The organism is Cryobacterium zhongshanensis (assembly GCF_022760445.1).
Taxonomy (GTDB): Bacteria; Actinomycetota; Actinomycetes; order Actinomycetales; family Microbacteriaceae; genus Cryobacterium; species Cryobacterium algoricola.
Window position 1 is genome coordinate 1,027,884 of record NZ_JALGAR010000001.1, and the last position, 22,342, is coordinate 1,050,225.

Annotated in this window: 21 protein-coding genes; 14 read left to right on the forward strand and 7 right to left on the reverse strand. The window is 69.1% G+C overall.

Going from position 1 to position 22,342, the window contains the following annotated elements:
• The first annotated feature begins 11 nt into the window (after positions 1 to 11).
• Positions 12 to 1,097 (forward strand): alkene reductase, encoded by a 1,086-nt coding sequence (locus MQH31_RS04650; RefSeq protein WP_308196416.1) that lies wholly within the window; start codon positions 12 to 14, stop codon positions 1,095 to 1,097.
• A 137-nt stretch (positions 1,098 to 1,234) separates the two neighbouring features.
• Here MQH31_RS04650 and MQH31_RS04655 read toward each other — a convergent pair whose 3' ends face one another.
• Positions 1,235 to 2,470 carry an aminotransferase class I/II-fold pyridoxal phosphate-dependent enzyme gene (locus tag MQH31_RS04655; protein WP_243011105.1) on the reverse strand — a complete coding sequence of 412 codons (1,236 nt, stop codon included), beginning with the start codon at positions 2,468 to 2,470 and terminating at the stop codon, positions 1,235 to 1,237.
• Between the two features lie 204 nt (positions 2,471 to 2,674).
• Here MQH31_RS04655 and MQH31_RS04660 point away from each other — a divergent pair, with 204 nt between their 5' ends.
• The 5 genes from MQH31_RS04660 to MQH31_RS04680 all read left to right on the forward strand — a co-directional run bounded on the left by MQH31_RS04660 (position 2,675) and on the right by MQH31_RS04680 (position 8,552).
• A complete protein-coding gene (locus tag MQH31_RS04660) occupies positions 2,675 to 4,408 on the forward strand; it encodes a S1C family serine protease (protein WP_243011106.1) in 1,734 nt (577 codons plus the stop codon).
• A gap of 198 nt (positions 4,409 to 4,606) precedes the next feature.
• Positions 4,607 to 5,593, forward strand: a complete 987-nt coding sequence (locus tag MQH31_RS04665; RefSeq protein ID WP_134532668.1) for a glycosyltransferase family 2 protein — start codon at positions 4,607 to 4,609, stop codon at positions 5,591 to 5,593.
• A complete protein-coding gene (locus tag MQH31_RS04670) occupies positions 5,590 to 6,417 on the forward strand; it encodes a CDP-alcohol phosphatidyltransferase family protein (RefSeq protein WP_243011107.1) in 828 nt (275 codons plus the stop codon). Before MQH31_RS04665 ends, MQH31_RS04670 begins: the two co-directional genes overlap by 4 nt.
• A 3-nt stretch (positions 6,418 to 6,420) precedes the next feature.
• A complete protein-coding gene (locus MQH31_RS04675) occupies positions 6,421 to 7,299 on the forward strand; it encodes a glycosyltransferase family 2 protein (RefSeq protein WP_243011108.1) in 879 nt (292 codons plus the stop codon).
• Positions 7,300 to 7,325: 26 nt separating this feature from the next.
• The gene (locus MQH31_RS04680; protein ID WP_243011109.1) at positions 7,326 to 8,552 is read left to right on the forward strand and encodes a CDP-glycerol glycerophosphotransferase family protein; all 1,227 of its coding nucleotides are present in this window, start codon (positions 7,326 to 7,328) and stop codon (positions 8,550 to 8,552) included.
• Positions 8,553 to 8,560: 8 nt separating this feature from the next.
• Here MQH31_RS04680 and MQH31_RS04685 read toward each other — a convergent pair whose 3' ends face one another.
• Complete coding sequence (locus MQH31_RS04685; RefSeq protein WP_243011110.1) at positions 8,561 to 9,625, reverse strand: hypothetical protein; 1,065 nt, start codon at positions 9,623 to 9,625, stop codon at positions 8,561 to 8,563.
• 117 nt (positions 9,626 to 9,742) lie between these two features.
• Here MQH31_RS04685 and MQH31_RS04690 point away from each other — a divergent pair, with 117 nt between their 5' ends.
• Positions 9,743 to 10,018 carry a helix-turn-helix domain-containing protein gene (locus tag MQH31_RS04690; protein ID WP_134532660.1) on the forward strand — a complete coding sequence of 92 codons (276 nt, stop codon included), beginning with the start codon at positions 9,743 to 9,745 and terminating at the stop codon, positions 10,016 to 10,018.
• A gap of 6 nt (positions 10,019 to 10,024) precedes the next feature.
• Here MQH31_RS04690 and MQH31_RS04695 read toward each other — a convergent pair whose 3' ends face one another.
• The 3 genes from MQH31_RS04695 to MQH31_RS04705 are packed head-to-tail and all read right to left on the reverse strand — an operon-like array spanning position 10,025 to position 12,342.
• Complete coding sequence (locus tag MQH31_RS04695) at positions 10,025 to 10,807, reverse strand: ABC transporter ATP-binding protein (protein ID WP_134532658.1); 783 nt, start codon at positions 10,805 to 10,807, stop codon at positions 10,025 to 10,027.
• Positions 10,807 to 11,607, reverse strand: coding sequence for an ABC transporter permease (locus MQH31_RS04700; protein WP_241976000.1), 801 nt, complete (start codon positions 11,605 to 11,607; stop codon positions 10,807 to 10,809). Before MQH31_RS04700 ends, MQH31_RS04695 begins: the two co-directional genes overlap by 1 nt.
• Before the next feature lie 42 nt (positions 11,608 to 11,649).
• On the reverse strand, positions 11,650 to 12,342 hold the full coding sequence (locus MQH31_RS04705; RefSeq protein ID WP_243011111.1) for a phosphocholine cytidylyltransferase family protein: 693 nt from the start codon (positions 12,340 to 12,342) through the stop codon (positions 11,650 to 11,652).
• Positions 12,343 to 12,600: 258 nt separating this feature from the next.
• Between MQH31_RS04705 and MQH31_RS20840 the strand changes: the two genes are divergently transcribed.
• From MQH31_RS20840 to MQH31_RS04725, 4 genes are read left to right on the forward strand one after another with little or no spacing between them, the layout of a single operon-like run.
• Positions 12,601 to 14,793, forward strand: coding sequence for an ATP-binding cassette domain-containing protein (locus MQH31_RS20840; RefSeq protein ID WP_308196417.1), 2,193 nt, complete (start codon positions 12,601 to 12,603; stop codon positions 14,791 to 14,793).
• Positions 14,769 to 16,346 carry a hypothetical protein gene (locus tag MQH31_RS04715; protein ID WP_243011112.1) on the forward strand — a complete coding sequence of 526 codons (1,578 nt, stop codon included), beginning with the start codon at positions 14,769 to 14,771 and terminating at the stop codon, positions 16,344 to 16,346. Before MQH31_RS20840 ends, MQH31_RS04715 begins: the two co-directional genes overlap by 25 nt.
• 7 nt (positions 16,347 to 16,353) lie before the next feature.
• Positions 16,354 to 16,836, forward strand: coding sequence for a DNA alkylation repair protein (locus MQH31_RS04720; RefSeq protein WP_243011113.1), 483 nt, complete (start codon positions 16,354 to 16,356; stop codon positions 16,834 to 16,836).
• A gap of 20 nt (positions 16,837 to 16,856) precedes the next feature.
• Entirely contained in the window at positions 16,857 to 17,150 is a 294-nt protein-coding gene (locus MQH31_RS04725; protein ID WP_134532650.1) for a DUF3039 domain-containing protein, read from the forward strand.
• A 34-nt stretch (positions 17,151 to 17,184) separates the two neighbouring features.
• On the opposite strand, the gene MQH31_RS04730 is transcribed toward MQH31_RS04725, so the two are convergent.
• Positions 17,185 to 18,513, reverse strand: a complete 1,329-nt coding sequence (locus tag MQH31_RS04730; RefSeq protein ID WP_243011114.1) for a nicotinate phosphoribosyltransferase — start codon at positions 18,511 to 18,513, stop codon at positions 17,185 to 17,187.
• Positions 18,514 to 18,610: 97 nt separating this feature from the next.
• The gene (locus MQH31_RS04735) at positions 18,611 to 19,843 is read right to left on the reverse strand and encodes a beta-ketoacyl-[acyl-carrier-protein] synthase family protein (RefSeq protein ID WP_198415862.1); all 1,233 of its coding nucleotides are present in this window, start codon (positions 19,841 to 19,843) and stop codon (positions 18,611 to 18,613) included.
• A 167-nt stretch (positions 19,844 to 20,010) separates the two neighbouring features.
• On the opposite strand from MQH31_RS04735, the gene murI reads away from it, so the two are divergent.
• Genes murI through rdgB form a run of 3 tightly spaced genes read left to right on the forward strand, consistent with a single transcriptional unit; the run spans position 20,011 to position 22,262 of the window.
• The gene (murI, locus tag MQH31_RS04740) at positions 20,011 to 20,925 is read left to right on the forward strand and encodes a glutamate racemase (protein ID WP_134532644.1); all 915 of its coding nucleotides are present in this window, start codon (positions 20,011 to 20,013) and stop codon (positions 20,923 to 20,925) included.
• Positions 20,922 to 21,656: a ribonuclease PH gene (rph, locus tag MQH31_RS04745; RefSeq protein ID WP_279238332.1), complete on the forward strand. Its 735-nt coding sequence runs from the start codon at positions 20,922 to 20,924 to the stop codon at positions 21,654 to 21,656. Before murI ends, rph begins: the two co-directional genes overlap by 4 nt.
• A 3-nt stretch (positions 21,657 to 21,659) precedes the next feature.
• Positions 21,660 to 22,262: an RdgB/HAM1 family non-canonical purine NTP pyrophosphatase gene (rdgB, locus tag MQH31_RS04750; protein WP_243011115.1), complete on the forward strand. Its 603-nt coding sequence runs from the start codon at positions 21,660 to 21,662 to the stop codon at positions 22,260 to 22,262.
• Positions 22,263 to 22,342: the final 80 nt, after the last annotated feature.

Below are 22,342 nucleotides of genomic sequence, written 5' to 3' on the forward strand. Positions count from 1 at the left end.
AAAGAGCGACTGTGAACTTGTTTTCCCCGCTGACCCTCGGCGACCTGCACCTGCCGAACCGCCTCGTGATGGCACCGCTGACCCGCACCCGGGCCGGCCTCGACGGCATCCCCGGACCGATGGTCATCGAGCACTATCGCCAGCGCGCGTCCCTCGGCCTGATCGTCTCGGAGGGCGTCTACCCGAGCCACGCCGGACAGGGCTACACGGGCCAGCCGGGACTCGTCACCGCTGAGCAGGTCGACGGCTGGCGTTCCGTCGCGTCCGCCGTGCACGAGGCCGGCGGCCTCATCGTCGCCCAGGTCATGCACGCCGGACGGGTCTCGCACGACCTCGTCAACGGTGGCCACGACATCGTCGCCCCGAGCGCGATCGCCATCGCCGGCGACACGCACACTCCGGAGGGCAAGAAGCCGTACCCCGTCCCGCACGCGCTGACCGAGGCCGAACTCCCCGGAATCGTCGCCGAATTCGTGCGCGCATCGCAGAACGCCATCGCGGCCGGCCTCGACGGCGTCGAGATCCACAGCGCAAACGGCTACCTCCTGCACGAGTTCCTGTCACCGGCCTCGAACCAGCGCATGGATGCCCACGGCGGCTCGCCCGCGAACCGCGCCCGCTTCGTGATCGAGGTCGCGACCGCCGTTGCCGCCGCGATCGGCGCCGGCCGGGTCGGGATCCGCATCTCTCCGGCGCACAACATCCAGGACGTGCTCGAGACGGATGCCGCGGAGACGCTCGCGACCTACACCGCCCTCGTCGACGGACTCGCACCGCTCGGCCTCGCCTACCTCAGCGTTCTGCACCAGGACCCCACCGGCGACCTGATCCAGGGGCTGCGCGCCCGCTTCGGCGGACCTCTCCTGATCAACACGGGCTTCGGCACCGTCACGACCCGCGCAGAGGCCATGGCGATCCTGGCAGACGACGTCGCCGACGCCGTCGTCGTGGGACGCGCCGTCATCGCCAACCCGGACCTCGTGCACCGCTGGCGCGACGACCTGCCGCTCAATGCCCTCGACGCGCAGACCCTCTACGGCAACACCGCCGCCGGCTACACCGACTACCCGGCCCTCGCCACCGCGACCGCCGAGTAGCCAACGCCCCGAACCGATTCGACGGACATTTCGCCGGGAAGGCGCTCAGATCGCGCTCCCACGGTGTGAAACCCACACTCTCCGTCGAATGGGTTCGGGCGGTCGCCCGAGCCGGGTCTGCGCATGCCGGTCGTGCGCTACCGCGAGGCCGGGCGCAGGGCGGCGAGCTGGGTCGCGGCGCGTTCGAGCAGGTCCACCTTCTTGCAGAAGGCGAAACGCACGAGCGAGGCATACTGCGGCCGGTGCTCTGGGCTGCAGAAGGCACCGATCGGAACGGCGACGACGCCCGCGAGGGCGGGAAGTTCGCGGCAGAAGTCCGCGCCATCCGGGTAGCCGAGAGGTGCGGCATCCGCCACGATGAAATACGAGCCGTGCGGTCGCGACACCGCGAAGCCCGCGGCGACCAGGCCGCGCTCGAGGACGTCACGCTTCCCCTGCAGCGCGGCCGCGATTCCGGTGAAGTACGAGTCCGGGAGATCGAGTCCCCTGGCGATCGCCGGCTGGAACGGCGCACCGTTCACGTAGGTCAGGAACTGCTTGACCGCCAGGATCGCCGTCACGAGGGCGGCGGGCGCGGTCAGCCAGCCGATCTTCCACCCGGTCGTGTTGAACGTCTTCCCCCCTGAGGAAATCGTCACGGTGCGCTCGAACGCGCCGGGAAGCGTCGCAATGGGCAGGTGCGGCACGCCGAAGGTGAGGTGTTCGTAGACCTCGTCGGTGACGATGACCGCGTTGTGCCGTTCCGCGAGCCGCACGATGAGCTCGAGCGTCTCCCGGGAGAACACGGTGCCCGTCGGGTTGTGCGGGTTGTTCACGAGAATGAGCCGCGTGCGATCGGTGATCGCCGCACCGAGCTCGTCGAGGTCCGGCTGGAAGTCGGGCGCGCGCAGGCGCACGGTGCGGTGCACACCGTTGGCGAGTGCGATCAGGCCGCCGTACGCGTCGTAGAACGGTTCGAACGTCACGACCTCGTCGCCCGGCTCGATCAGGGCGAGGATCGTCGCGGCGAGTGCCTCGGTGGCCCCCGCTGTCACGAGCACCTCGGTGCCCGGGTCGACGCCGAGGCCGTAGAAGCGCCGCTGGTGGCGTGCGATCGCCTCGAGAAGCACCGGAGAACCACGGCCGGGCGGGTATTGGTTCACCCCGTCCGTGATGGCCTGGCGGGCGGCGTCGAGTACCTCGATGGGGCCGTCCTCATCCGGGAATCCCTGCCCGAGATTGATCGCACCGGTGCGGGCGGCGAGCGCGCTCATCTCGGCGAAGATGGTGGCGGCGATCGTGCCGTCCTCGCCCAGGAGGCCGGCGCCGCGGGCCGTGCGCCGCCAGGCCCCCGGAATGGTCGCGGTCGGTACTATCTCGGGGGAGCCAGGCATGAATCCAAACTACGACATCCCCGGTGCGGAGGACTGGAGCGACCCTGCCCGTCGGCGAGGATCGCCCCTCCCGTCCGACCGGCCCGAGCTGCCGGCCACCCACCCCAAGCAACATCACGGCTTCGTCATTGAATGCTCTCAGCTTGAGCGGAGGATTCGTTCAGGTTCGGGCGCAAAGCTGGCATCGCTTGGAAGGAGCACCTCATGACCGAATACCCGCAGGACCCAGACATTAATCGCGATCGTCCCGCTGCCGACGTTCCCTCCGACGCCGGTCGGACCGCCGCGTCCGGACAGTCGGCAACCGACGCCACCGACGCCACCGACGCCACCGATGCCGACGCCGGCACCGCCGGGACGACCGAGTACCCGGCCCCCGCGGCGAACGCGGACAACACGACAGAGGTCGTCGGCTTCCCGCCGGCCGCTCAGGCGACTCCCGCGCAGCCGCAGGGCGTCGCCGCGCAGACACCCGCCGCCCCGGCGCAGGCACCCCAGGCACCCCAGACATCGCAGCCTGTCGCGCACGCAGCGAACCAGGTCGCCCAGCCGACGCTTCCCTACGCGACGGATGCCTTCGGCCGGCCCATCGGGGGAGCAGACGGCTCCGTCCCGCCGCACTTCGCAGCAACGAATGCACCCTTTTCCTACGCTCCCCAGGGCGGCGGCCCGAACGGACCCACCGGTCCGTCCTCTGCCCCCCGCGCCAAGGACCCGGCCCGCCGCCGTGCCGGACTCAGCCTCGTCGCTGCTCTCGCGATCGGCGCCCTCATCGGCGGCGCATCCGGTGCCGGCGTGACGGCGCTTCTCACGGGCGGCCAGGGCACCGGCACCCCCGTCAGCCAGGCCCAGGGGTCGAGCACCGTTGTCGTCAACAACACCGAGAGCGTCAACCAGATCACGGCGGCCACCGCCAAGGCCATGCCGAGCGTCGTCACCATCAACGCGACGAGCGGCACCTCCGGCGGCACCGGTTCCGGTGTCGTTCTCACCGCAGACGGCTACGTCTTGACCAATACCCACGTCGTGACCCTCGACGGCGCGAGCGCAGACGCGACCCTCGAAGTCACTGCCAGCGACGGAAAGGTCTACAAGGCGACGATCGTCGGCACCGACCCGATCTCCGACCTCGCGGTGGTCAAACTGACCGACGCGAGCGGCCTCACCCCGATCAACTGGGCGGACTCGAGCAAGCTCAACGTCGGAGACACCACGATCGCCATCGGCGCTCCGCTCGGCCTCTCCGGAACCGTCACCGATGGGATCGTCAGCGCACTCAACCGCAGCATCTCGATCGCCTCCTCCGCGGCGCCCAAGGCGGATACGCCCGACACGACGGCCCCGAGCACCGACAACCCCTACTTCTGGAACTTCGACCTCCCGAACAAGGACGGCAGCGCGCAGTCGACCACACCGAGCACGACGAGCAGCATCTCGCTCTCCGTGATCCAGACGGATGCCGCGATCAACCCCGGCAACTCCGGCGGCGCCCTGCTCAACTCCAAGGGCGAACTGATCGGCATCAACGTCGCGATCGCCAACGCGGGCGGATCCTCGTCTTCCGGGACGGCCGCCGGAAGCATCGGCGTCGGCTTCTCGATCCCGGCGAACCTCGCCAAGCGCGTCTCCGACGAACTCATCGCCAGTGGAAAGGCCACCCACGGCCTGCTCGGCGCGAGCATCACGACCGCGACGAGTGACACGAGCAGCACGGTCGGCGCCCTCGTCAGCGAGGTCAGCTCGGGTGGCGCCGCCGAGAAGGCAGGCCTGAAGAAGGGCGACGTCGTCACGAAGTTCAACGGAGTCCCGATCACCGACGCGAAGGACCTCACCGCCCAGGTGCGGGTGCTCGCCGCCGGCGCGACGGCCGACCTCGTCTACGTGCGCGACGGCAAGTCATACACCGTGACCGTCACGGTCGGGGAGCTCGCCAGCTAGCACCGTCCGACCCTCCTTCCACACCCTGCGCCGCCGGTCTTCGACCGGCGGCGCAGTCGTGTTTCCCGGCCCGTTCCGCAGCAACAGGGGCCCCCAAAGGGGTGGACTGGTAGTCTGGAAAGTCCGCGACGAAATGGATACCCGATCGAACAGGCAGCACACACCGGCGACGCGACCCTGATCGGCGTCTCCTATGTGATGCCCGTCCTCAACGATGTGCTGCACGTCCGGGCCGCGGTCACGAGCCTTCTGAGCCAGGACTACGCCGGCCCGTTCGACGTCACCCTGGCCCTCGCGCCGAGCATCGACGGCACCGAGGAACTCGTCGCGGAACTCGCGGAACTCGACCCGCGCATCCGTGTCGTGCCCAACGAGATCGGATCGACGCCGGCCGGGCTCAACGTCGCGATCCGCGCATCCGCCTACCCGGTCGTGATCCGGGTGGACGCCCACTCCGTGCTGCCGCGCGACTATGCGCGCGTCGCCGTCGAGACCCTCGAGCGCACCGGGGCCGACAACGTCGGCGGGGTCATGGACGCCCAGGGCACCGCTCCGTTCCAGCGTGCGGTCGCCCGCGCGTACGGCACCCGGATCGGCCTCGGCGGAACGCCGCTCCACGTCGGTGGGCCTGAGGGCGCCGCGGAGACGGTCTACCTCGGCTGCTTCCGCCGGGACAGCCTCCTGCGCGCCGGGCTCTTCGACGAGACCATCAAGCGCGGGCAGGACTGGGAACTCAACCGGCGCCTCCGCGAGCAGGGCGGCACGGTCTGGTTCACACCGAGGCTGCGCGTCGTCTACCGGCCGCGGCCGAGCCTGTCCCGTCTCGCCCGCCAGATGCTGTCCACCGGAATGTGGCGCGGGGAACTCGCGCGGCGCTTCCCCGCCGACAACGGCATCCGCTATTTCGTGCCGCCGGCCATGGTGCTCCTCGTCTTCGGCGGCGTGGTCGTCGGCCTCGCCGGTTTCGTCGCGCCGTGGCTGCTGCTGGGCTGGATCGCCCCGGTCGGATACCTGCTCGTCGTCGTCCTGGCCGCCGTCGTCGTGACTCGCCCTGACGGCTGGCGCCCCGGCGTCTGGTTCCTTCTAGTCTTGCCCTGTATCCACTTCTGCTGGGGTTTCGGCTTCCTGCTCGGATACCTCAAACTCACCAGCAATATCGCGGCACGGACCGGGAGACACCAATGACATCCCACTCACACTCCACCGGCCGGGTGCGCCAGTCCCCGCCGACGTCGATCGCAGAGTTGCGCGCCGTCGCCCAGCCGCCCGAAGTGCGGCTCCGGGCGAACGCCGAGCACTGGACCGCCTCGCTCTACTTGCGCGACGTGTCGCCGTATCTCACCTGGCTGCTGCTCAAGACGAGCGTGACCGCGAACGGCGTCACGGCGCTGATGATCCTCGTCGGCTGGTCGACCGCTGCGGCGCTCCTCATCCCCGGCGTCTGGGGAGCCCTGCTCGCACTGTTCCTCGGGCAGCTGCAGATGCTCGTCGACTGCTGCGACGGTGAAGTCGCGCGCTGGCGCGGGGAATCGTCGCCCGCCGGCGTCTTCCTCGACAAGGTCGGCCATTACTCGACCGAGGCGCTCATCCCTATCGCGTTCGGCATCCGGGCGGCGGCGTACCCGTTCGAGTCGCCGGACGATTTCCTCTGGACGACTCTCGCCCTGGTGCTCGCCCTGGTCATCGTGCTGAACAAGGCGCTCAACGACATGGTGCATGTCGCGAGGGCGAACGCGGGGCTCACCAAGCTCGCGGACACCCGCGGCGAGCAGGCACCCGCACCCGGCCGGATATACCAGCTGCGCAGGCTCGCCCGGTTCGTGCCGTTCCACCGCCTCTACCACTCCGTCGAACTGACGATCCTGATCTTCGCCTCCGCGGTGATCGGTCGTTTCGTCGGCGAACCGCTCATGGACCGCATCGTGCTCATCGCCCTCGTGCCGCTCTCACTCCTGGCGCTCGTGGGCCATTTCGTCGCGATCATGGCGTCGCGCCGCGTCCGGTCCTGAGCCGTGACCGACACCGTGCCGCCGAGGGTCGGTGTCGTCGTGCTCACCCAGGGCACCCGCCCGGATGATCTCGCCCGCGGCATCCGCTCGGTGCTCGCCCAGCAGGACGTCGAACTCGACGTGGTCTGCGTGGGCAATGGCTGGGTGCCGACCGGGTTACCGGATGCCGTCCGGGCGCTGGCCCTGCCGGAGAACCTGGGCATCCCCGCCGGTCGCAATCGCGGGGTTCCGCTCGTGACGGGCGAATACCTGTTCTTCCTCGACGACGATGCGAGCATCCCGGACCCCCGGTTCCTCAGCCGCGCGATCGCACTGCTCCGCGCGGACCCGTCGATCGGACTGCTGCAACCCCGGGTGACAGATCCGACGGGCGCCGCGGCTCCGACCCGCTGGATCCCGCGCATCCGGAAGGGGGCCGCGACCGAATCCGGCGCGGTCTTCTCGGTCTGGGAAGGCGCCGTGCTGATGCCCCGCGCTGTCTTCACGGCCACCGGAGGCTGGGCCGAACCGTTCTTCTACGCGCACGAGGGCATCGAGCTAGCCTGGCGGGTCTGGGACCAGGGCCTGCGCACCTGGTACGCCGGGAACCTCGAGGCGAACCACCCCGTCATCCAGCCCACCCGCCACGCCGACTACTACCGGCTGAACGCGCGCAACCGGGTCTGGCTCGCCCGGCGCAACCTGCCTGCCGTGCTGGTCCCGGTCTACGCCGGTTCGTGGCTCGCGATCCAGCTCGTGCGATTCCGCAGCGACCGGACGGCACTGCGGGCCTGGCTCGCCGGATTCAGGGAGGGCTGGCGCAGCGACCCGGGGGAGCGTCGCCCGATCAGCGCCCGCACGGTCTGGCGGATGTCCCTGGCCGGCCGTCCCCCGATCGTCTGACCCGGGGCCCTCGGTACTCTGGAGTGATGACCATTCGAAAAGACATCGGCCTGGCCGTCAAGCTGGTCAAGGATGTTGCGGCGTCGCGCCGGGCACAGAAACGGCTCGCCGGCCGGCTCCTCGGGGATGGTCCGCTTCCGCTCGGCCGCTTCAAGATCGCCGTCTACTTCGCCGACGGCGCCGTCAACCTGTACCAGATGCGGCAGTGGTACCGGCCGCTCGCCGTGCTCGCCGAGACCTGGCCCGTCATCGTGCTGAGCCGCACCGGGACCGGGGCGCTGCCGATGTCCGAGGAATGCCCGGTGCCGGTGACCTACGTCCGCAAAGTCGCCGACCTCGAGCGGGTGGTCGACGAGCAGGACATCCGCATCGTGTTCTACGTCAACCAGAACGCCCGGAACTTCCAGATGATGCGCTACCCGCGGTGCTGGCACGTGTTCATCAACCATGGCGAGAGCGACAAGATGTACATGGTCACGAACCAGATCAAGGCCTACGACTATGCCTTCGTCGCCGGTGACGCCGCCCTGGCCCGCCTCGACCGGGTGCTCTGGGACTACGACTTCGAGAAGCGGGCGATCACGATCGGCCGTCCGCAGGCCGACCACTACAGCGGCCTTCTGCCGTACGTTCCCGACGAACGCCAGGTCGTGCTCTATGCGCCGACCTGGGAAGGCGACCGGCCGACCGCGGCATACGGCTCGATCGCGACCCATGGCGTCGCACTGGCGACCGCGCTCCTCGCTTCGCCCCGACACCGGCTGATCTACCGGCCGCACCCGCGCAGCGGGGTCATCGACGACGCCTACGGCGCCGCGAACCGCAGGATCGTCGGCCTGATCAAGGCTGCGAACGCCCGCGATCCCGCCGCGCACCACATCTACGACACCGGTGCGGAGCTCGGGTGGCAGCTCGCGGCAGCGGACGTTGCCATCGTCGACATCTCCGCCATGGTCTACGACCGGCTTGCCGCAGGCAAGGCCCTGCTCGTCACCCGCCCCGCGGATCCCGCGGCCGAGATCGACACCGGCGGGTACCTCGCGGCGTGCGACTGGCTCGATGCGTCGGCAGCCTCTTCGATCGTGGGCACGCTGGATGCGCTCGCGCACGATCCGGAGGCCGAGGCCCGGTTGGCCGTGTGGGTCGAATGCTACTTCGGCGACGCGACACCGGGGGCGGCCACTGCTCGCTTCCACGCCGCCGTGCAGCACCTGATGGAGGAGTGGGAGCGCTTCGACGCCGTCCGGCCCTGAGCGGCCTGCTACGGCCGCGGAGACGACGCGGGTTCGCGGGGCGGCAGGTCGTGCGCGGCGGCCGGGGGCCCGGATGTCGGGGGCGCAGGCGCCGGGGGACCCGAATCCGGGGGAACCGGCGTGGGCGTCCCCGACGCACCTGACTCCACCGACGCACCTGACTCCACCGACCGGCCGCGGCGCAGCATCCGTGGAACCATGCGGGGGAGCACCGTGAGGGTGCCGTGCCCGAGCTGTCCGAGCTGCGTGATGCGGTGACCGGCGACGGACCTCAGCGCGCCGGCGCGGCCGACGCCCTCGAGGCCGCCACCCTCGCGCACGATCGCCTCGCGGATACGGGGGTCGAGTTCGGGGCGGAAGCCGGCAGGCGGCCGCCCGAAGGCGAGCCGGGACGAGGTCAGCACGCGCTTGCCCAGGATGTGGTTGCCGGCGCCGCCGACGACGGCGCCGACGCCGAAGGGGAGCGCCTTGCCGATGAAACTCGCGGATCCGCGCGTCGCGAACTGGCGGATGAAGGAGCTCTTCAGGCGATCGGTGAGCGGACCCATCACGGCGCGCGGGATGTTCGCGGTGACCAGTTCGCCCCAGTATTTCGTTCGCACCGTTCCCGTTCCGCTGACCTGGCCGGCGAGCTGGCGGACGAGGTCGGAGCCTTCACGGCCGAGCATCATCGTCATGACGAGGGCGCGGGCACGCTCCGGGTCGTCGACGGCAATGCCGTGCACCTCGCTGACCGACTGGGCGAACAAGGCGGTCGCCTCGAGGAACCCTGCGGTCTCGACGCCGGAGAGGGCGAGGGTCACCCCGGTGCCGACGCCGGGGATGACGGCCGTCGCCCCGACGGCCGCGCCGCCGGTCGTGACCATGGCGAGATAGCGGCGTTCGAGGATGGCGATGATCTGGGCGGGATCCGCGTTCGGCGATCGACGACGGATTCCGCGGATGTGGGCGAGCACGGCCGGGCGGTGGATGGCCATGACCCGGTCGAACCCCCGGATGATGCCGGTGGGAAGCTGGCCGCCCTGGGGCAGGCCCCCGGTCGTCGAGATGATGGGTTTCACTTTTCGTGCCATGTCGATGCCGTCCTTCCGATTCCCGTCGAGTTTACGTTGCCGGTGCGACAGGGGGAGATATTCACATTTTTTCCCCGGCCACTGGCGTTTTTCCCGCTACGCGCCTATAGATGGAGGATGCCGGAGCATGAGTCGGAAGCGAGCCGCCTGCTCGGCGTGCGCCTGCGGCATCGCCGGAGGGAACTCGAGCTCAACCAGGAGTCGGTCGCCCACCGGGCCGGACTCAACGTGTCCAACTACGCGAGGATCGACCGCGGTAACGGAAACCCCACATTCCACACCCTCATCCGGCTCGCGGACGTACTCAGCCTGGAGGTCGCAGACCTCGTCACCGGCCTGACCAAGGAGCAGCTGCCACCCGATCGCGACAGTCTCGGCCTCGTCGATCCCTGAAGAGGGTCAGGCGGGCTTCACGCCGTAATCGGCGTCGTACCGGGCGAGGACCTCGTCGAGTGGACCGTCGAGGACCAGCGCGCCCTTGTCGAGGTACAGGCCCCTGGCGCAGAAGCGACGCAGGTCGCGTTCGTTGTGCGAGACGAAGAACAGGGTGCGGCCCCCGGCGAGCAGTTCTTCGATGCGGCGGTAGCACTTCTCCCGGAAGGCCTTGTCGCCGACCGCGAGCACCTCGTCGACGAGGATGATCGGCTCCTCGAGCCGGGAGATGACCGCGAAGGCGATCCGCACCTTCATTCCACTCGAGAGGTGCTTGTACGGGGTGTCGACGAAGTCGCCGATCTCGGCGAAGTCGAGTATCTCGTCGAAACGCTCGCCGATCTGTTTCTTCGTCATGCCGTGCAGGCCCGCCGTGAGGTAGACGTTGTCGCGCACGGTCAGGTCGTCGACGAAGCCGCCGGTGATCTCGATCAGCGGTGCGACGCCCTCCGTCACCCGCACGGTGCCCTCGTCGGGCAGGACGACCCCGGTCACGAGTTTGAGCAGGGTCGACTTTCCCTGGCCGTTGCGGCCGACGACGCCGATGGCCTCGCCGCGCTGCACCGTGAACGACACCGCGCGCAGTGCCCAGAATTCGCCGGGGCGGGTGCGCCGGGCTCCGCTCGCGAACAGGTCCTTGAAGCTGCGCCGACCGCGGCGATTGCGGCGAAAGCGGATGCCCACCCCGGCCAGGGCGATCACGGGAGCCCCGATCGCGGCCGTTCCCGGTGTCCGGACGGTTTCCGTCATCACAGCTCCTTCAGGACCGCGCGCTCGGTGCGCGTGAAGACCAGCAGCCCGAGGCCGAGGAAGGCAACGGACATGGCGGCGCTGACGCCGACGGTGAACCAGTCGAGGTTGCCGGGGAAGAAGGCCGCCCGGTACAGGCTGAAGATGCCGCTGAGCGGGTTGAACGCCGCCCAGAAATGCAACTGGTGCGGCAGGTCCTGGGTGCTGTAAATGATCGGGGAAGCATAGAACAGGAAGCGCAGGATGAGCTTCACTGCGCGTTCCAGGTCGCGGAAGAACACGACGAGCGGCGCGACGATGAGGCCGACCCCGGCCGTGAGGATCGCCTGGATCACGATGGCGAGCGGGAAGAACACGATCTCGCCGCTCGGCCGGGCGCCCGCGAAGACCGCGAACAGCACGAGCACGGGGATCGAGGCGAGGAATTCGATCCCCTTGGAGAGCACGAGCCGGTTCACCCAGATGGTGCGGGGAATCCGGGTCGACCGGATCAGCTTCGCCTCGCGCAGGAACGCACGGGTGCAGTCGGAAATGGTCCCGTTGAACCACATCCAGGGCAGTAGTGCGCTGAGCAGGAAGATGATGTACGGCTCGTGCCCGACACCCCGGTGGAACACCTGGGTGAACACGAACCAGTAGATGCCGGCCATCACGAGCGGGTCGAGGATCGACCAGAAATAGCCGAGGAACGAGGTGGAGTAGCGGACCCGCAGGTCGCGCTGGGTCAGAAGCCAGAGCGCGTGCCGGTAGCGGGAGAAAGCCGTGAGCTGTTCTGGGCGCACTTCCGCGTAGCTACTCACAGGTTCCACTCTAGATGTTCACAGAATCAGGGTGAAAGCGAATCAGACGAACAGGTTCGCACGCTCGAGGTCTTCGGCGAAGTCGACTTCGACAGCGTAGAAGTCGGAGATGTCGAGGGGTTCGACCAGCAGGCCGTTTTTCTCGATCGCGAGTTCGATGCCGCGCTCGAAGTAGTCCTGGTCGTTCACCCTGGCGAGGTGACGCACCAGGATCGCCTTGTGCGCACTGGAGATGAAGTTGATGCCGACCGCTTCTCCGAGTCCGCCGGCCACCGTCTTGGAGAGCTCCCTGATGTAGCCCTCGTCGTCGGTCGTGTACTTGACCTCTTCGTCGGAGACCTGTGAGGTGTTAACCGTCACGAAGGACTGGTCGCGTTCGACCATGGCGTGTGCCCGGTCGAGGACGGCGGGATCGAAGACGACGTCGCCGTTCATCCACAGCACGCCGCCCGTGCCGGAGGCCTGCAAGGCGCGCAGCAGGCTCTTGGACGTGTTGGTCTGGTCGTATTCCTCGTTGTAGACGAAGGATGCCTGCGGGAAGGCTTCGATGATGTGCTCGAGCTTGTAACCGACGACGATGGTGACGTGGGCCTCGGTGCCGAATGCGTGCTCGATGTTGTCGAATTGCTGACGCATGATCGACCGGCCGTCGCTGAGTTCCGTGAGCGGCTTGGGCAGTGAACGACCCAGTCTGCTGCCCATTCCAGCTGCCAAAATGACTACCTGGGTGGCCATATTCGTCTCCTTAACAGTCTCGGGCGCCGTGCGCCCGCTTCAAAAAATGTCGAGCCAGTTTGCCTGTAGTTCACCTCTTTGTTTCTGTTCAGACACACCAACATGAAAGGGTCAGTCTACCCGAAGTGCCCCTTTTGGGTGCCGTGGTGCGGAAATAGCAGCCGTGAACGCGCGCCCAGGAGGGCGTTTTCGGCGGGATTCGGGCCCGCCATCCCGTCTTGTCGGAGGGTCGTTGGTAGGGTTGGCGAGGTGACTCACGTGCCTCCCAACTCCGAGCCCAACGAGCCGACCACAACCGTGCCCGCGTCCGATTCGACCCCGTCGAACGATGCAGCCACCCCGGCGCGTCCGGCCAAGACGACGCCAGAACGCGCAACCTCGGCGCGCACCGCTTCACCCCGCACCCCGGCGGCCCGCACTCCTGTCGCCCGAACCCAGAAGCTCCGCGCCAGCCCGGTCCGCAAGGTCGCCGCGGCCCCGCAGCCGCCCGCCGACCCGGCGCAGGCGTCCCCGACGCATGTCACTCCCGCGGCCGGATCAGCCGCCAAGACACGCACGACCGCAGAGAAGGCCGAGACCGCCGCTCGTCAACGCGCAGCGAGGGCGAGTGCGGCCAAGTCGCGGGCAGCGAAGGCCGCCGTCGTCCGTGCGGAGGCACTTGCCGCCGCTGAAGCCCTCGCCCAGGCGGAGGCCGAGGCTGAGGCGGAGACCCGTGCCCTCGCCGAGGCCACGGAGTACGCCGCAGCTCAGGCCCGCGAGTACGCGGCGGCCGAGGCGCGCGCCCAGGCGGATGCCGCCGCTCGAGCCAAGGCCCAGGCCGACGCCCTGGCCGTGGCCGCGAGCAAGCCGCGTCCGGACCCTGAGCTGCTCGCCCGCGCCCAGGCGCAGGCCCGCACGGAGGCACTCGCCCGACGTTCACTCGGACCCATGCCTCCGGACGCGCCGGCAGCCGTGTCGCCCGTCGTCCAGGCGTCGTCCCCCGTCCCCAAACCCCCGCGCACTCGCTCGGGAGTCGGCACCTCCCGGGACTGGGTCGCCACGGCCGTTCTCGGCCTGCATCTGCCGCCCGCCGAGACCAAGCCGGCCCCCGTCACGATCACGCCGGCGGCCACGCAGTCGACGGACGCCGAGGTATCGGCGGTCCGTCCGGACCCCACGCCCCCCGCGACCAAAATCATGCCGGTGCCGGTCGTCGAGCCGACTTCAGCACCTGTTCAGATTCCGGGGGCCGTCGCCGACCCGAGCCCTGAGCCGGTAGCCGTCGAGAAGGCCGTGGCGGTTGCCGCCCCGATACCCGAACCCGTGATCGCCGCGGTACCCGTACCGATCGCCGCCGTCGTCGCGGAGCCCACAGTGTTCGCCGAACCGTCGGTGGCCGTCGAGCCGGAGACCGAGCCCCAGACCGTGCCGGAGACAGAACCGGAGACAGAACCCGAGGCCGAACCCGAGGCCGAACCGGAGGCCGAGCCCGAGGCCGCGCTCGAGACCGAGCCCGCTACCGATCCCGAGGCTGCGCCCTCGGCGGCGGAGCCGGATGTCCTCCCTGTCCTCGTGCCCGAACTCCGACCGGTTCCGGTTCCGGAGTCCGAGCGGGAATCCGAGCCGGAGACCGACCCGGAGACCGAGCCTGCCGCTGTGGCCGCCGCGAGCCCGGCCCAGGCCCCCGCTCCCGTCGCGCCCGGCGTCCTCGCGCCGGTCGTCCTCTCCGTCACCGGCTTGCGCAAGTCCTTCGGCAGCACCCTCGCCGTCTCCGGAATCAACCTCGAGGTCCGCACGGGCTCGTTCTACGGGATCGTCGGCCCGAACGGCGCCGGCAAGACCACGACCCTCTCCATGGTGACCGGTCTCCTTCGGCCGGACGACGGTTCGATCGAGGTCCACGGCATTGACGTGTGGAGCGACCCGGTCGCCGCCAAGCGTGTGATCGGAGTGCTCCCGGACCGGCTGCGCCTCTTCGACCGTCTGACCGGGGCCCAGCTGCTCTACTATGCCGGCGTGCTCCGCGGGCTCGACGGCGCCACCGTGCGGAAACGATCCGCTGACCTCGTGGTCGCGTTCGGACTCGAGGACGCCCTCAACCGGCTGGTCGCCGACTACTCGGCGGGCATGACCAAGAAGATCGCCCTCGCCTGCGCGATGATCCACTCGCCGCGCCTGCTCGTTCTCGATGAACCGTTCGAATCCGTCGACCCGGTCTCGGCGGTCAACGTGACCGAGATTCTGCAGAAGTACGTCGCAAGCGGCGGCACCGTCGTCCTCTCGAGCCACAGCATGGACCTGATCCAGAGGGTCTGCGATCACGTCGCGATCATCGTCAACGGCAAGGTCCTCGCGGCCGGAACCGTCGACGAGGTGCGCGGCGGGCAGACCCTCGAAGAACGATTCGTCGAACTCGCCGGAGGGCGCAAAGTTGCGGAGGGGATGGAATGGTTGCACAGTTTCTCGGACTGAAACTCCGGCTCTTCGGTAATCTCTTCCGCCGGAGCCCCTGGCAGGTCGTCGGCATCGTGATCGGACTGTTCTACGGGCTTGCCGTCGCCGTCGGGATCTTCGCCCTGCTGGTCAGCCTGCGGTTCGTCGACAGCGACCTCGGCTCGATCCGTGACGGCCTCGTGGTCGCCGGCTCGCTCGTCGTGCTCGGCTTCCTGCTGATTCCGCTCGTGATGGGCATCGACGACAGCATGGATCCCCGCAAGTTCGCGGTCATGGGCATCCCCAACCGGCAACTGTCGCTGGGACTCGCCCTCTCCGCACTGATCGGCGTCCCCGCCATCGTGCTCACGATCGTGCTGTTCGGCACCATCGTGACCTGGTCACGCGGACCTGGTGAGACCGTGTTCGCGATCCTGTCCGCGGCGGTCATCCTCGCCACCTGCCTGCTCGGGTCCCGGGTCACGACGTCCATCGCCGCGTTCCTGCTGGCCACTCGCCGCGCGCGGGAGATCACCGGAATCGTCGCCGTCCTTCTGCTCGTCATGTTCGCTCCCGTCACCGTGCTCGTGGTCAACCTGGACTGGAGCCTCTCCGGCATGGGCTTCATCGGCGGCCTCAGCAGCATCCTCGGCTGGACTCCGCTCGGGGCCGCGTGGGCGGCGCCCGGCGACGCTGCCAACGGGGACTGGGGCGTTGCGATCCTCAAACTTCTCGAGGCCGCGGCCTTCCTGTTCATCCTCTGGGTGGCCTGGCAAGCCCTCGTGAGCCGGATGCTCGTCTCTCCCGGCAGGGAAGCCGTCGCCAAGGAGTACGGCGGTCTCGGCTGGTTCGACCGCCTCCCGAACAACGCTGCAGGCGCCATCGCCGCGCGAAGCCTGACCTACTGGCGCAGGGACCCTCGCTACGGCATGTCCCTCGTGATGATCCCGGTGATCCCGGTGCTCGTCGTCCTCCCGCTCGCGTTCGCCGGGGTTCCGATCCAGGCCCTCGCGCTCCTGCCGGTGCCGCTGATGTGCATCTTCCTCGGCTGGGCGCTTCACAACGACGTCGCATTCGACCACACCGCGATCTGGCTGCACGTGGTGTCGGGCACCCGGGGCATGGCCGACCGGATCGGCCGGCTCGTTCCCGCGTTCTTCGTGGGAATCCCGCTGATCGGCATCGGCTCGTGCATCAGCGTCTCCGTGTACGGCGATTGGGGCGCGTTCCCGGCGGTGCTCGGAGTGAGCACCTGCATCCTGCTGACCGGACTCGGGTTTTCAAGCTACAGCTCGGCCCGCTTCCCGTATCCGGCGTCCAAGCCGGGGGACAGCCCGTTCACGCAGCCGCAGGCCTCCGACACCGCAGCGGCCCTGATCCAGTCCCTGACCCTGCTCGGATCGGTCATCCTCTCGCTTCCGGCGATCGGGTTCGCGGTCCTCGGACTCTTCGTCGATCCGGTCTGGCTCCTGCCTGCCCTCGCGAGCGGCGTCATCGTCGGTATGCTCACCCTCTGGGGCGGGATCTGGCTCGGGGGCCGCACGTTCAACGCCCGCGGACCCGAGATGCTCGCCTCGGCGCTGCGCGCCTGACCCACCGGTGAGCGCCGCCGGCGAGTTCGTCGATACCACCCTGCGCAATGAGGGAGACGAGTATCGAGCGCACGCTGAGAAGGCCAGGCTCGGAAGCGACCTCGCCTTCTACGGGGCGACGGTCGGGGCCGTCCGCGGCACGATCCGGGACGCCGCCCGGCGGTATCCGAGGCTGACGCACGACGAGGTGACGGCGCTCAGTTCCGAGCTCTGGGCCGTTCCCGTCTTCGAACGCCGGCTCGCCGCCGTCGTACTGCTGCAGTCGAACGTCGGACTGCTGACCAACACCGATCTCACCCGCATCGAAGGCTTCGTCCGCGACGCCGGGCTGGCCGCGCTCGCGGACCCACTCGCACGCGACGTCATTCGCCCCTGCGTGCGGCGACTCACCGGCGTGCTTCGAACCAGGGCGGATGCTGCGATCGAGCGTTGGGCGCGTGACCCGGACCCCTGGCTCCGCCGCGCCGCCGCCCTCGTGAGGGAGGCCTGACGCTGCTTAGAATGGGACTCATGATCAGAATCTTTCGCGCCAGCATCGCCGAACCGGGCAACCCCGGCCAGCCGGGCGGCGGTACGTCCACGCTCGACCGCGAGCTCGAGGAACTGCTCAACACCGAGCAGATCGAACCCGGCGACCACGAGCGGTTCTCCCACTACGTGCCCAAGGACAAGATCCTCGAGAGTGCCATCTCCGGTAAGCCGGTCAAGGCGCTGTGCGGCAAGATGTGGATCCCCGGGAGGGACCCGGAGAAGTTCCCGATCTGCCCGACCTGCAAAGAGATCTACGACACGATGAAGAAGTAGCGGGCAGACCGAACAGGTCTCCCGAGGCCCGCGCCTACCGGTGTTCGTAGAGCGTCGGGATGACGGGCTCCCCGCGGCCGAGGCGGAAGGCCTCGATCGGCAGCTCCCGCATCACGGAGGCGTGGTGCAGCCGGGCGCGCTCCGTGCCGGCCGCCCCGAGGTACCGTTCGTCGATCACGCCGTCCGTGACGAGGGGGACGAGTAGCACCCGGTCCCGCCCGGTTTCCTCCGCGGGCTCCGTCTTGTCTGCGGGATCGCCGCCGACCAGGACGACCTCGGCGCGGGCCGTGCCACTCGCGTCGAGGCGTCGGACAGCCCGCTTGAGGCCTCCGACCGAGATCTTGGCTGCCGAGGTCTTCGCGACGGATACCCACTCGCCGGTGTCGTCGCGGTGCGCGACGAGTTTGTAGACCATCCCGGCCGCCGGTGCACCCGAGCCCGTGACGAGGGAGGTGCCGACGCCGAAGGCATCGACGGGCGACGCCGACAGCGCGGCGATCGAATACTCGTCGAGGTCGCTCGTCACCGTGATGTGGGTGTTGACTGCGCCGAGCGAGTCGAGTTGGGCGCGCGCACCGGCGACGACGGTCGGGAGATCCCCGGAGTCGATCCGGATCGACCCGAGCCCGGTGCCGGCGACCGCGACGGCCGTGTCGATTCCGGACCGGATGTCATAGGTGTCGACGAGCAGCGTCGTCGAGGAGCCGAAGGCCGCGACCTGGGCTTCGAAGGCATCCGTTTCGCTGTCGTGCAGGAGCGTGAAGGAATGGGCTGCGGTGCCCATCGTGGGAATGCCCCAGCTGCGTCCGGCCTCGAGGTTGCTCGTGGAGGCGAACCCGGCGATGTACGCCGCGCGGGCGGCGGCGACGGCGGCGTATTCGCTCGTGCGGCGGGAACCCATTTCGGCGATCGGCCGGCCGAGGCTCACCGAGACCATGCGCGCGGCCGCGCTCGCGACGGCACTGTCGTAGTTGAGCACGCTCAGCACGACGGTTTCGAGCACGACGGCGTCGGCGAAGCTGCCTTCGACGGAGAACAGGGGAGAGCCGGGGAAGTAGGCCTCGCCCTCCTGATAACCCCAGATGTTGCCCCGGAAGGAGTAGTCGGCGAGCCAGTCGAGGGTGGGGGTGCGCACGACGTGGTTGTCGCGCAGCCAGGTGAGCTCAGCATCCGTGAACCGGAAGTCCCGGATGAGCTCGAGCAGGCGCCCCGTGCCCGCGACGATGCCGTACCGGCGCCCGTCCGGCAGTCGCCGGGCGAACGCCTCGAAGAGGCACTCCCGGTCGGCGGTGCCGCTCTGGATGGCGGCGTCCACCATGGTGAGCTCGTAACGGTCGGTGCGGAACGCGGAGGATTCAGTCACCCGGCCAGCCTATTCCTCCCGCGAGGCTGCCCCGGCGGAGCGGCACCGGCTCCCGCACCCGGGCCTGCTCCGTCCCGCACCGGGGTCCTGGTGTCGCTTACAGCGCGCCGAACGCGACGATGCAGTTCTGGCCGCCGAAGCCGAAGGCGTTCGCGAGGGCGTAGCGCACGGGCCGTTCACGGGCGACGAGCGGCACGTAGTCGAGGGTGCAGTCGGGATCCGGCGTCGTGTAGTTGATCGTCGGGGGGATGATGCCCGTCTTGATGCTCAGCGCACAGAGCAGCCCGGACAGCGCCCCTGCCGCCCCGATCATGTGGCCGGTCATCGACTTGGGCGCCGTGACGGCGATGCGGTCGGCCGCGTGCCCGAGCGCCCGCCGGATCGCGGAGGTTTCCGCGCGGTCGTTCGCCTGCGTCGAGGTGCCGTGCGCGCAGATCACGTCGATGTCGCTCGGGTTGAGCTTCGCCTTCGTGAGCGCCTTCGTCATTGCGGCACTCGCGTACTGCCCGGTGGGGTCGGGGGCGACGATGCTGAAGCCGTCGCTCGTGAGCGCCCCGCCGAGGACCTCGGCGTAGACCTTCGCTCCGCGTGCCCTGGCGTGGGAGAGGAGTTCCATCACGAAGATCACGGCGCCCTCGCCGAAGACGAGCCCGCTCCGGTCGGCGTCGAAGGGGCGACTCGCCTCTGCGGGCGAGTCGTTGTGAGTGGATGCCGCGTGCATGGCATTGAGGCCGGCGAACATCACCGGGGTGATCGCCGCTTCCACGCCGCCGGCGATGACGACGTCCGCGTCGCCCATCATGAGCATCGTGCGCGCTTCGAGGAGGGCGTATGCGCCGCTCGCACAGGCGAGCGCGCTCGCATTGACCGGCCCGTGTACGCCGAGGTCGATCGCGACCTCGCAGGCGGCCATGTTGAGCAGGGAGGAGGGCACGAAGCGCGGGGGGATCCGGCGTGAGCCGCCCGAGTTGACGAGTTCCGTCGCCTCCTGGATCTCGGCATATCCCGAGACGGCGCTGTTGACGACGACGGCGGCGTCGATGCCTTCCATGGATTCGCCGAATCCGGCGTCCTGGATGGCCTCGCGTGCCGCGGCAATGGCGAGTTGGGATGCACGGGTGGCGCGCTTGGCCTGCTTGAACGGCATCCGCTCTGAGGCGATGAAGTTCTTGACCTCGCCCGCGATGCGGGTGGGGAGTCCTGAGGGGTCGAACTGGGTGATGCGCGCGACGCCGCTGCGCCCGTTCGTGAGGCCGGACCAGGTCTCCCGCCAGGTATTGCCCAGGGGCGTGAGAGCGCCCAACCCGGTGATTACGACTCGGTCATTCATGACGATCATCTCCTCGACGACGAATCTGACGCCGTCTTGCGCGGCGACCGTCGGTTGGCGGGAACCCTCTTTCGAGTGTAGTTACGGCCATATTCCCGGCGTGGTACACGCGGGCGCCCGCAGCGGTTCGGGGGCCCGGTCAGCCGGGCCGACTAAGCTCGATTGTCGTGACGGATGCACCCATAGGAATTTTCGATTCTGGCGTCGGCGGTTTGACCGTCGCGCGGGCGATCAAGGACCAGCTGCCCAACGAGTCGATCCTGTACATCGGCGACACGGCGAATTCGCCGTACGGACCGAAGAAGATCGCCGACGTGCGCGGCTTCGCGCTCAAGGTTCTCGACGACCTCGTGGCCCAGGACGTGAAGATGCTGGTAATTGCCTGCAATACCGCGTCGGCCGCTGTGCTCCGCGATGCGCGGGAACGTTATAGCGTCCCGGTGGTCGAGGTCATCCAGCCCGCCGTCCGACGCGCCGTCGGCACGACCCGCAACCACAGGGTCGGCGTGATCGGCACGATCGGCACCGTGAATTCGCGTGCGTACGAGGACGCCTTCGCTGCCGCGACCAACATCCGGCTCTTCACCCAGGCCTGCCCCCGGTTCGTCGAATTCGTCGAAGCCGGCGTCACGACCGGCGACGAGGTGCTCGCCGTCGCCGAGGAATACCTTGCCCCCCTCCGCGCGGCGGACATCGACACCCTCGTGCTCGGCTGCACGCACTATCCGTTCCTCCGCGGCGCGATCTCCTACGTGATGGGCGACGGCGTTTCGATCGTCTCGAGCGACACCGAGACCGCGAACGACGTCTACCGGATCCTCGTCGGGCAGGGCCTCGCCCGCACCGAGAAGGCACCGCCGAGCTACCGGTACGAGGCGACGGGCAACAGCGCCGAGGACTTCCTCGACCTCGCCCACCGCCTGGCCGGTCCGGAGGTCTCTACGGTCGACCTCGTCGAGACCGGCGTGTTCAGCCTCAGCGAGCTCGTCGAATTCGCCGCAACCCATCCCAATTCCGACCACCACCACGCAGCGTCCCTCCTCCACCCGAGGGATTCCCGGCACACCAAGGAGACCTCATGACCGACATCGTGCGCGCAGACGGACGAGCCATCGACGAGCTACGGCCGGTCACGATCGAGCGCGGCTGGAGCGACCAGGCCGAAGGGTCGGCGCTCATCTCCTGCGGGCGCACGAAGGTGCTCTGCACCGCGTCCTTCACCAACGGGGTTCCCCGCTGGATGAGCGGTAAGGGCAAGGGCTGGGTCACCGCGGAATACGCGATGCTCCCGCGTTCCACGAACGAGCGGATGGCTCGCGAGGCTGTCAAGGGCAAGATCGGCGGCCGGACGCACGAGATCAGCCGTCTCGTCGGCCGCAGCCTCCGTGCGGTCGTCGACATGAAGGCCCTCGGCGAGAACACCATCGTGATCGACTGCGACGTGCTCCAGGCGGATGGCGGTACCCGTACCGCCGCGATCACCGGGGCCTACGTGGCACTGTTCGACGCGCTCGAGTGGGGCCGCGAACAGAAGTTCATCGGCCAGAAGGCGCAGCCGCTCACCGACAGCGTCGCCGCGATCTCCGTCGGCATCGTCAAGGGCGTGCCCATGCTCGACCTCGCATATACCGAGGACTCCAGTGCCCAGACCGACATGAACGTCGTCGTCACCGGCCGTGGTTCCTTCGTCGAGGTGCAGGGCACGGCAGAGGGTGCCCCCTTCGACCGTGCGGAACTGAACTCACTGCTCGATCTCGCCCTCGCGGGCACCGTCACCCTGACCGAACTGCAGAACGCCGCCCTCGGGCGCTGACCGATGCGTGCTGACACCATGCGGGTCGCCCTGGCCACCCACAACGCGCACAAGGTCGATGAGCTGCGCCGCATTCTCGCGCCCCAGTTGCCCGGGGTGGACGTACTCGCGTACGACGGCCCGGAACCCGTCGAAGACGGCACGACCTTCGCCGAGAACGCCCTGATCAAGGCGAGGGCGGCCGCGGCACACACCGGCCTGCCCGCCATCGCGGACGACTCCGGAATCTGCGTGGACATCCTCGGCGGCTCTCCCGGCATCTTCTCCGCACGCTGGTCCGGCCCGGCCAGGGACTCCGGCGAGAACCTGCGGCTGCTGCTCTGGCAGCTCGCGGACGTTCCCCTCGAGCATCGCGCGGCGCACTTCACCTGCGTCGCCGCCCTGGCGCTTCCCGACGGCACCGAACGGTTCGTGACGGGGGAGTGGCCCGGCCGGATCCTGACGGAGGCTGCGGGTGCCGGTGGCTTCGGCTACGACCCGATCTTCCTTCCGGACGGCTACGCGATCTCGGCGGCCGAGCTGACGGCATCCGTCAAGAACCGCGACAGCCACCGGGCGCGCGCCTTCGACGGGCTCGTGCCGGTGCTGCGGGAACTGCTCGGCTGACCGGCCGACGGGCTGCTCGGCTGACCGGCGGCGTGCGGGGGCGCTCCCTTTCTCTGAGCAGTCTGTCCGGGCCGCCGCGC

Excerpts from the sequence above, each read along its gene's own strand:
- MQH31_RS04655 (WP_243011105.1), bottom strand. The coding sequence starts at position 2,470 with ATGCCTGGCTCCCCCGAGATAGTACCGACCGCGACCATTCCGGGGGCC.
- MQH31_RS04660 (WP_243011106.1), top strand. The coding sequence starts at position 2,675 with ATGACCGAATACCCGCAGGACCCAGACATTAATCGCGATCGTCCCGCT.
- MQH31_RS04665 (WP_134532668.1), top strand. The coding sequence starts at position 4,607 with ATGCCCGTCCTCAACGATGTGCTGCACGTCCGGGCCGCGGTCACGAGC.
- MQH31_RS04670 (WP_243011107.1), top strand. The coding sequence starts at position 5,590 with ATGACATCCCACTCACACTCCACCGGCCGGGTGCGCCAGTCCCCGCCG.
- MQH31_RS04680 (WP_243011109.1), top strand. The coding sequence starts at position 7,326 with ATGACCATTCGAAAAGACATCGGCCTGGCCGTCAAGCTGGTCAAGGAT.
- MQH31_RS04685 (WP_243011110.1), bottom strand. The coding sequence starts at position 9,625 with ATGGCACGAAAAGTGAAACCCATCATCTCGACGACCGGGGGCCTGCCC.
- MQH31_RS04690 (WP_134532660.1), top strand. The coding sequence starts at position 9,743 with ATGCCGGAGCATGAGTCGGAAGCGAGCCGCCTGCTCGGCGTGCGCCTG.
- MQH31_RS04695 (WP_134532658.1), bottom strand. The coding sequence starts at position 10,807 with ATGACGGAAACCGTCCGGACACCGGGAACGGCCGCGATCGGGGCTCCC.
- MQH31_RS04705 (WP_243011111.1), bottom strand. The coding sequence starts at position 12,342 with ATGGCCACCCAGGTAGTCATTTTGGCAGCTGGAATGGGCAGCAGACTG.
- MQH31_RS04715 (WP_243011112.1), top strand. The coding sequence starts at position 14,769 with ATGGTTGCACAGTTTCTCGGACTGAAACTCCGGCTCTTCGGTAATCTC.
- MQH31_RS04725 (WP_134532650.1), top strand. The coding sequence starts at position 16,857 with ATGATCAGAATCTTTCGCGCCAGCATCGCCGAACCGGGCAACCCCGGC.
- MQH31_RS04735 (WP_198415862.1), bottom strand. The coding sequence starts at position 19,843 with ATGAATGACCGAGTCGTAATCACCGGGTTGGGCGCTCTCACGCCCCTG.
- rph (WP_279238332.1), top strand. The coding sequence starts at position 20,922 with ATGACCGACATCGTGCGCGCAGACGGACGAGCCATCGACGAGCTACGG.
- rdgB (WP_243011115.1), top strand. The coding sequence starts at position 21,660 with ATGCGTGCTGACACCATGCGGGTCGCCCTGGCCACCCACAACGCGCAC.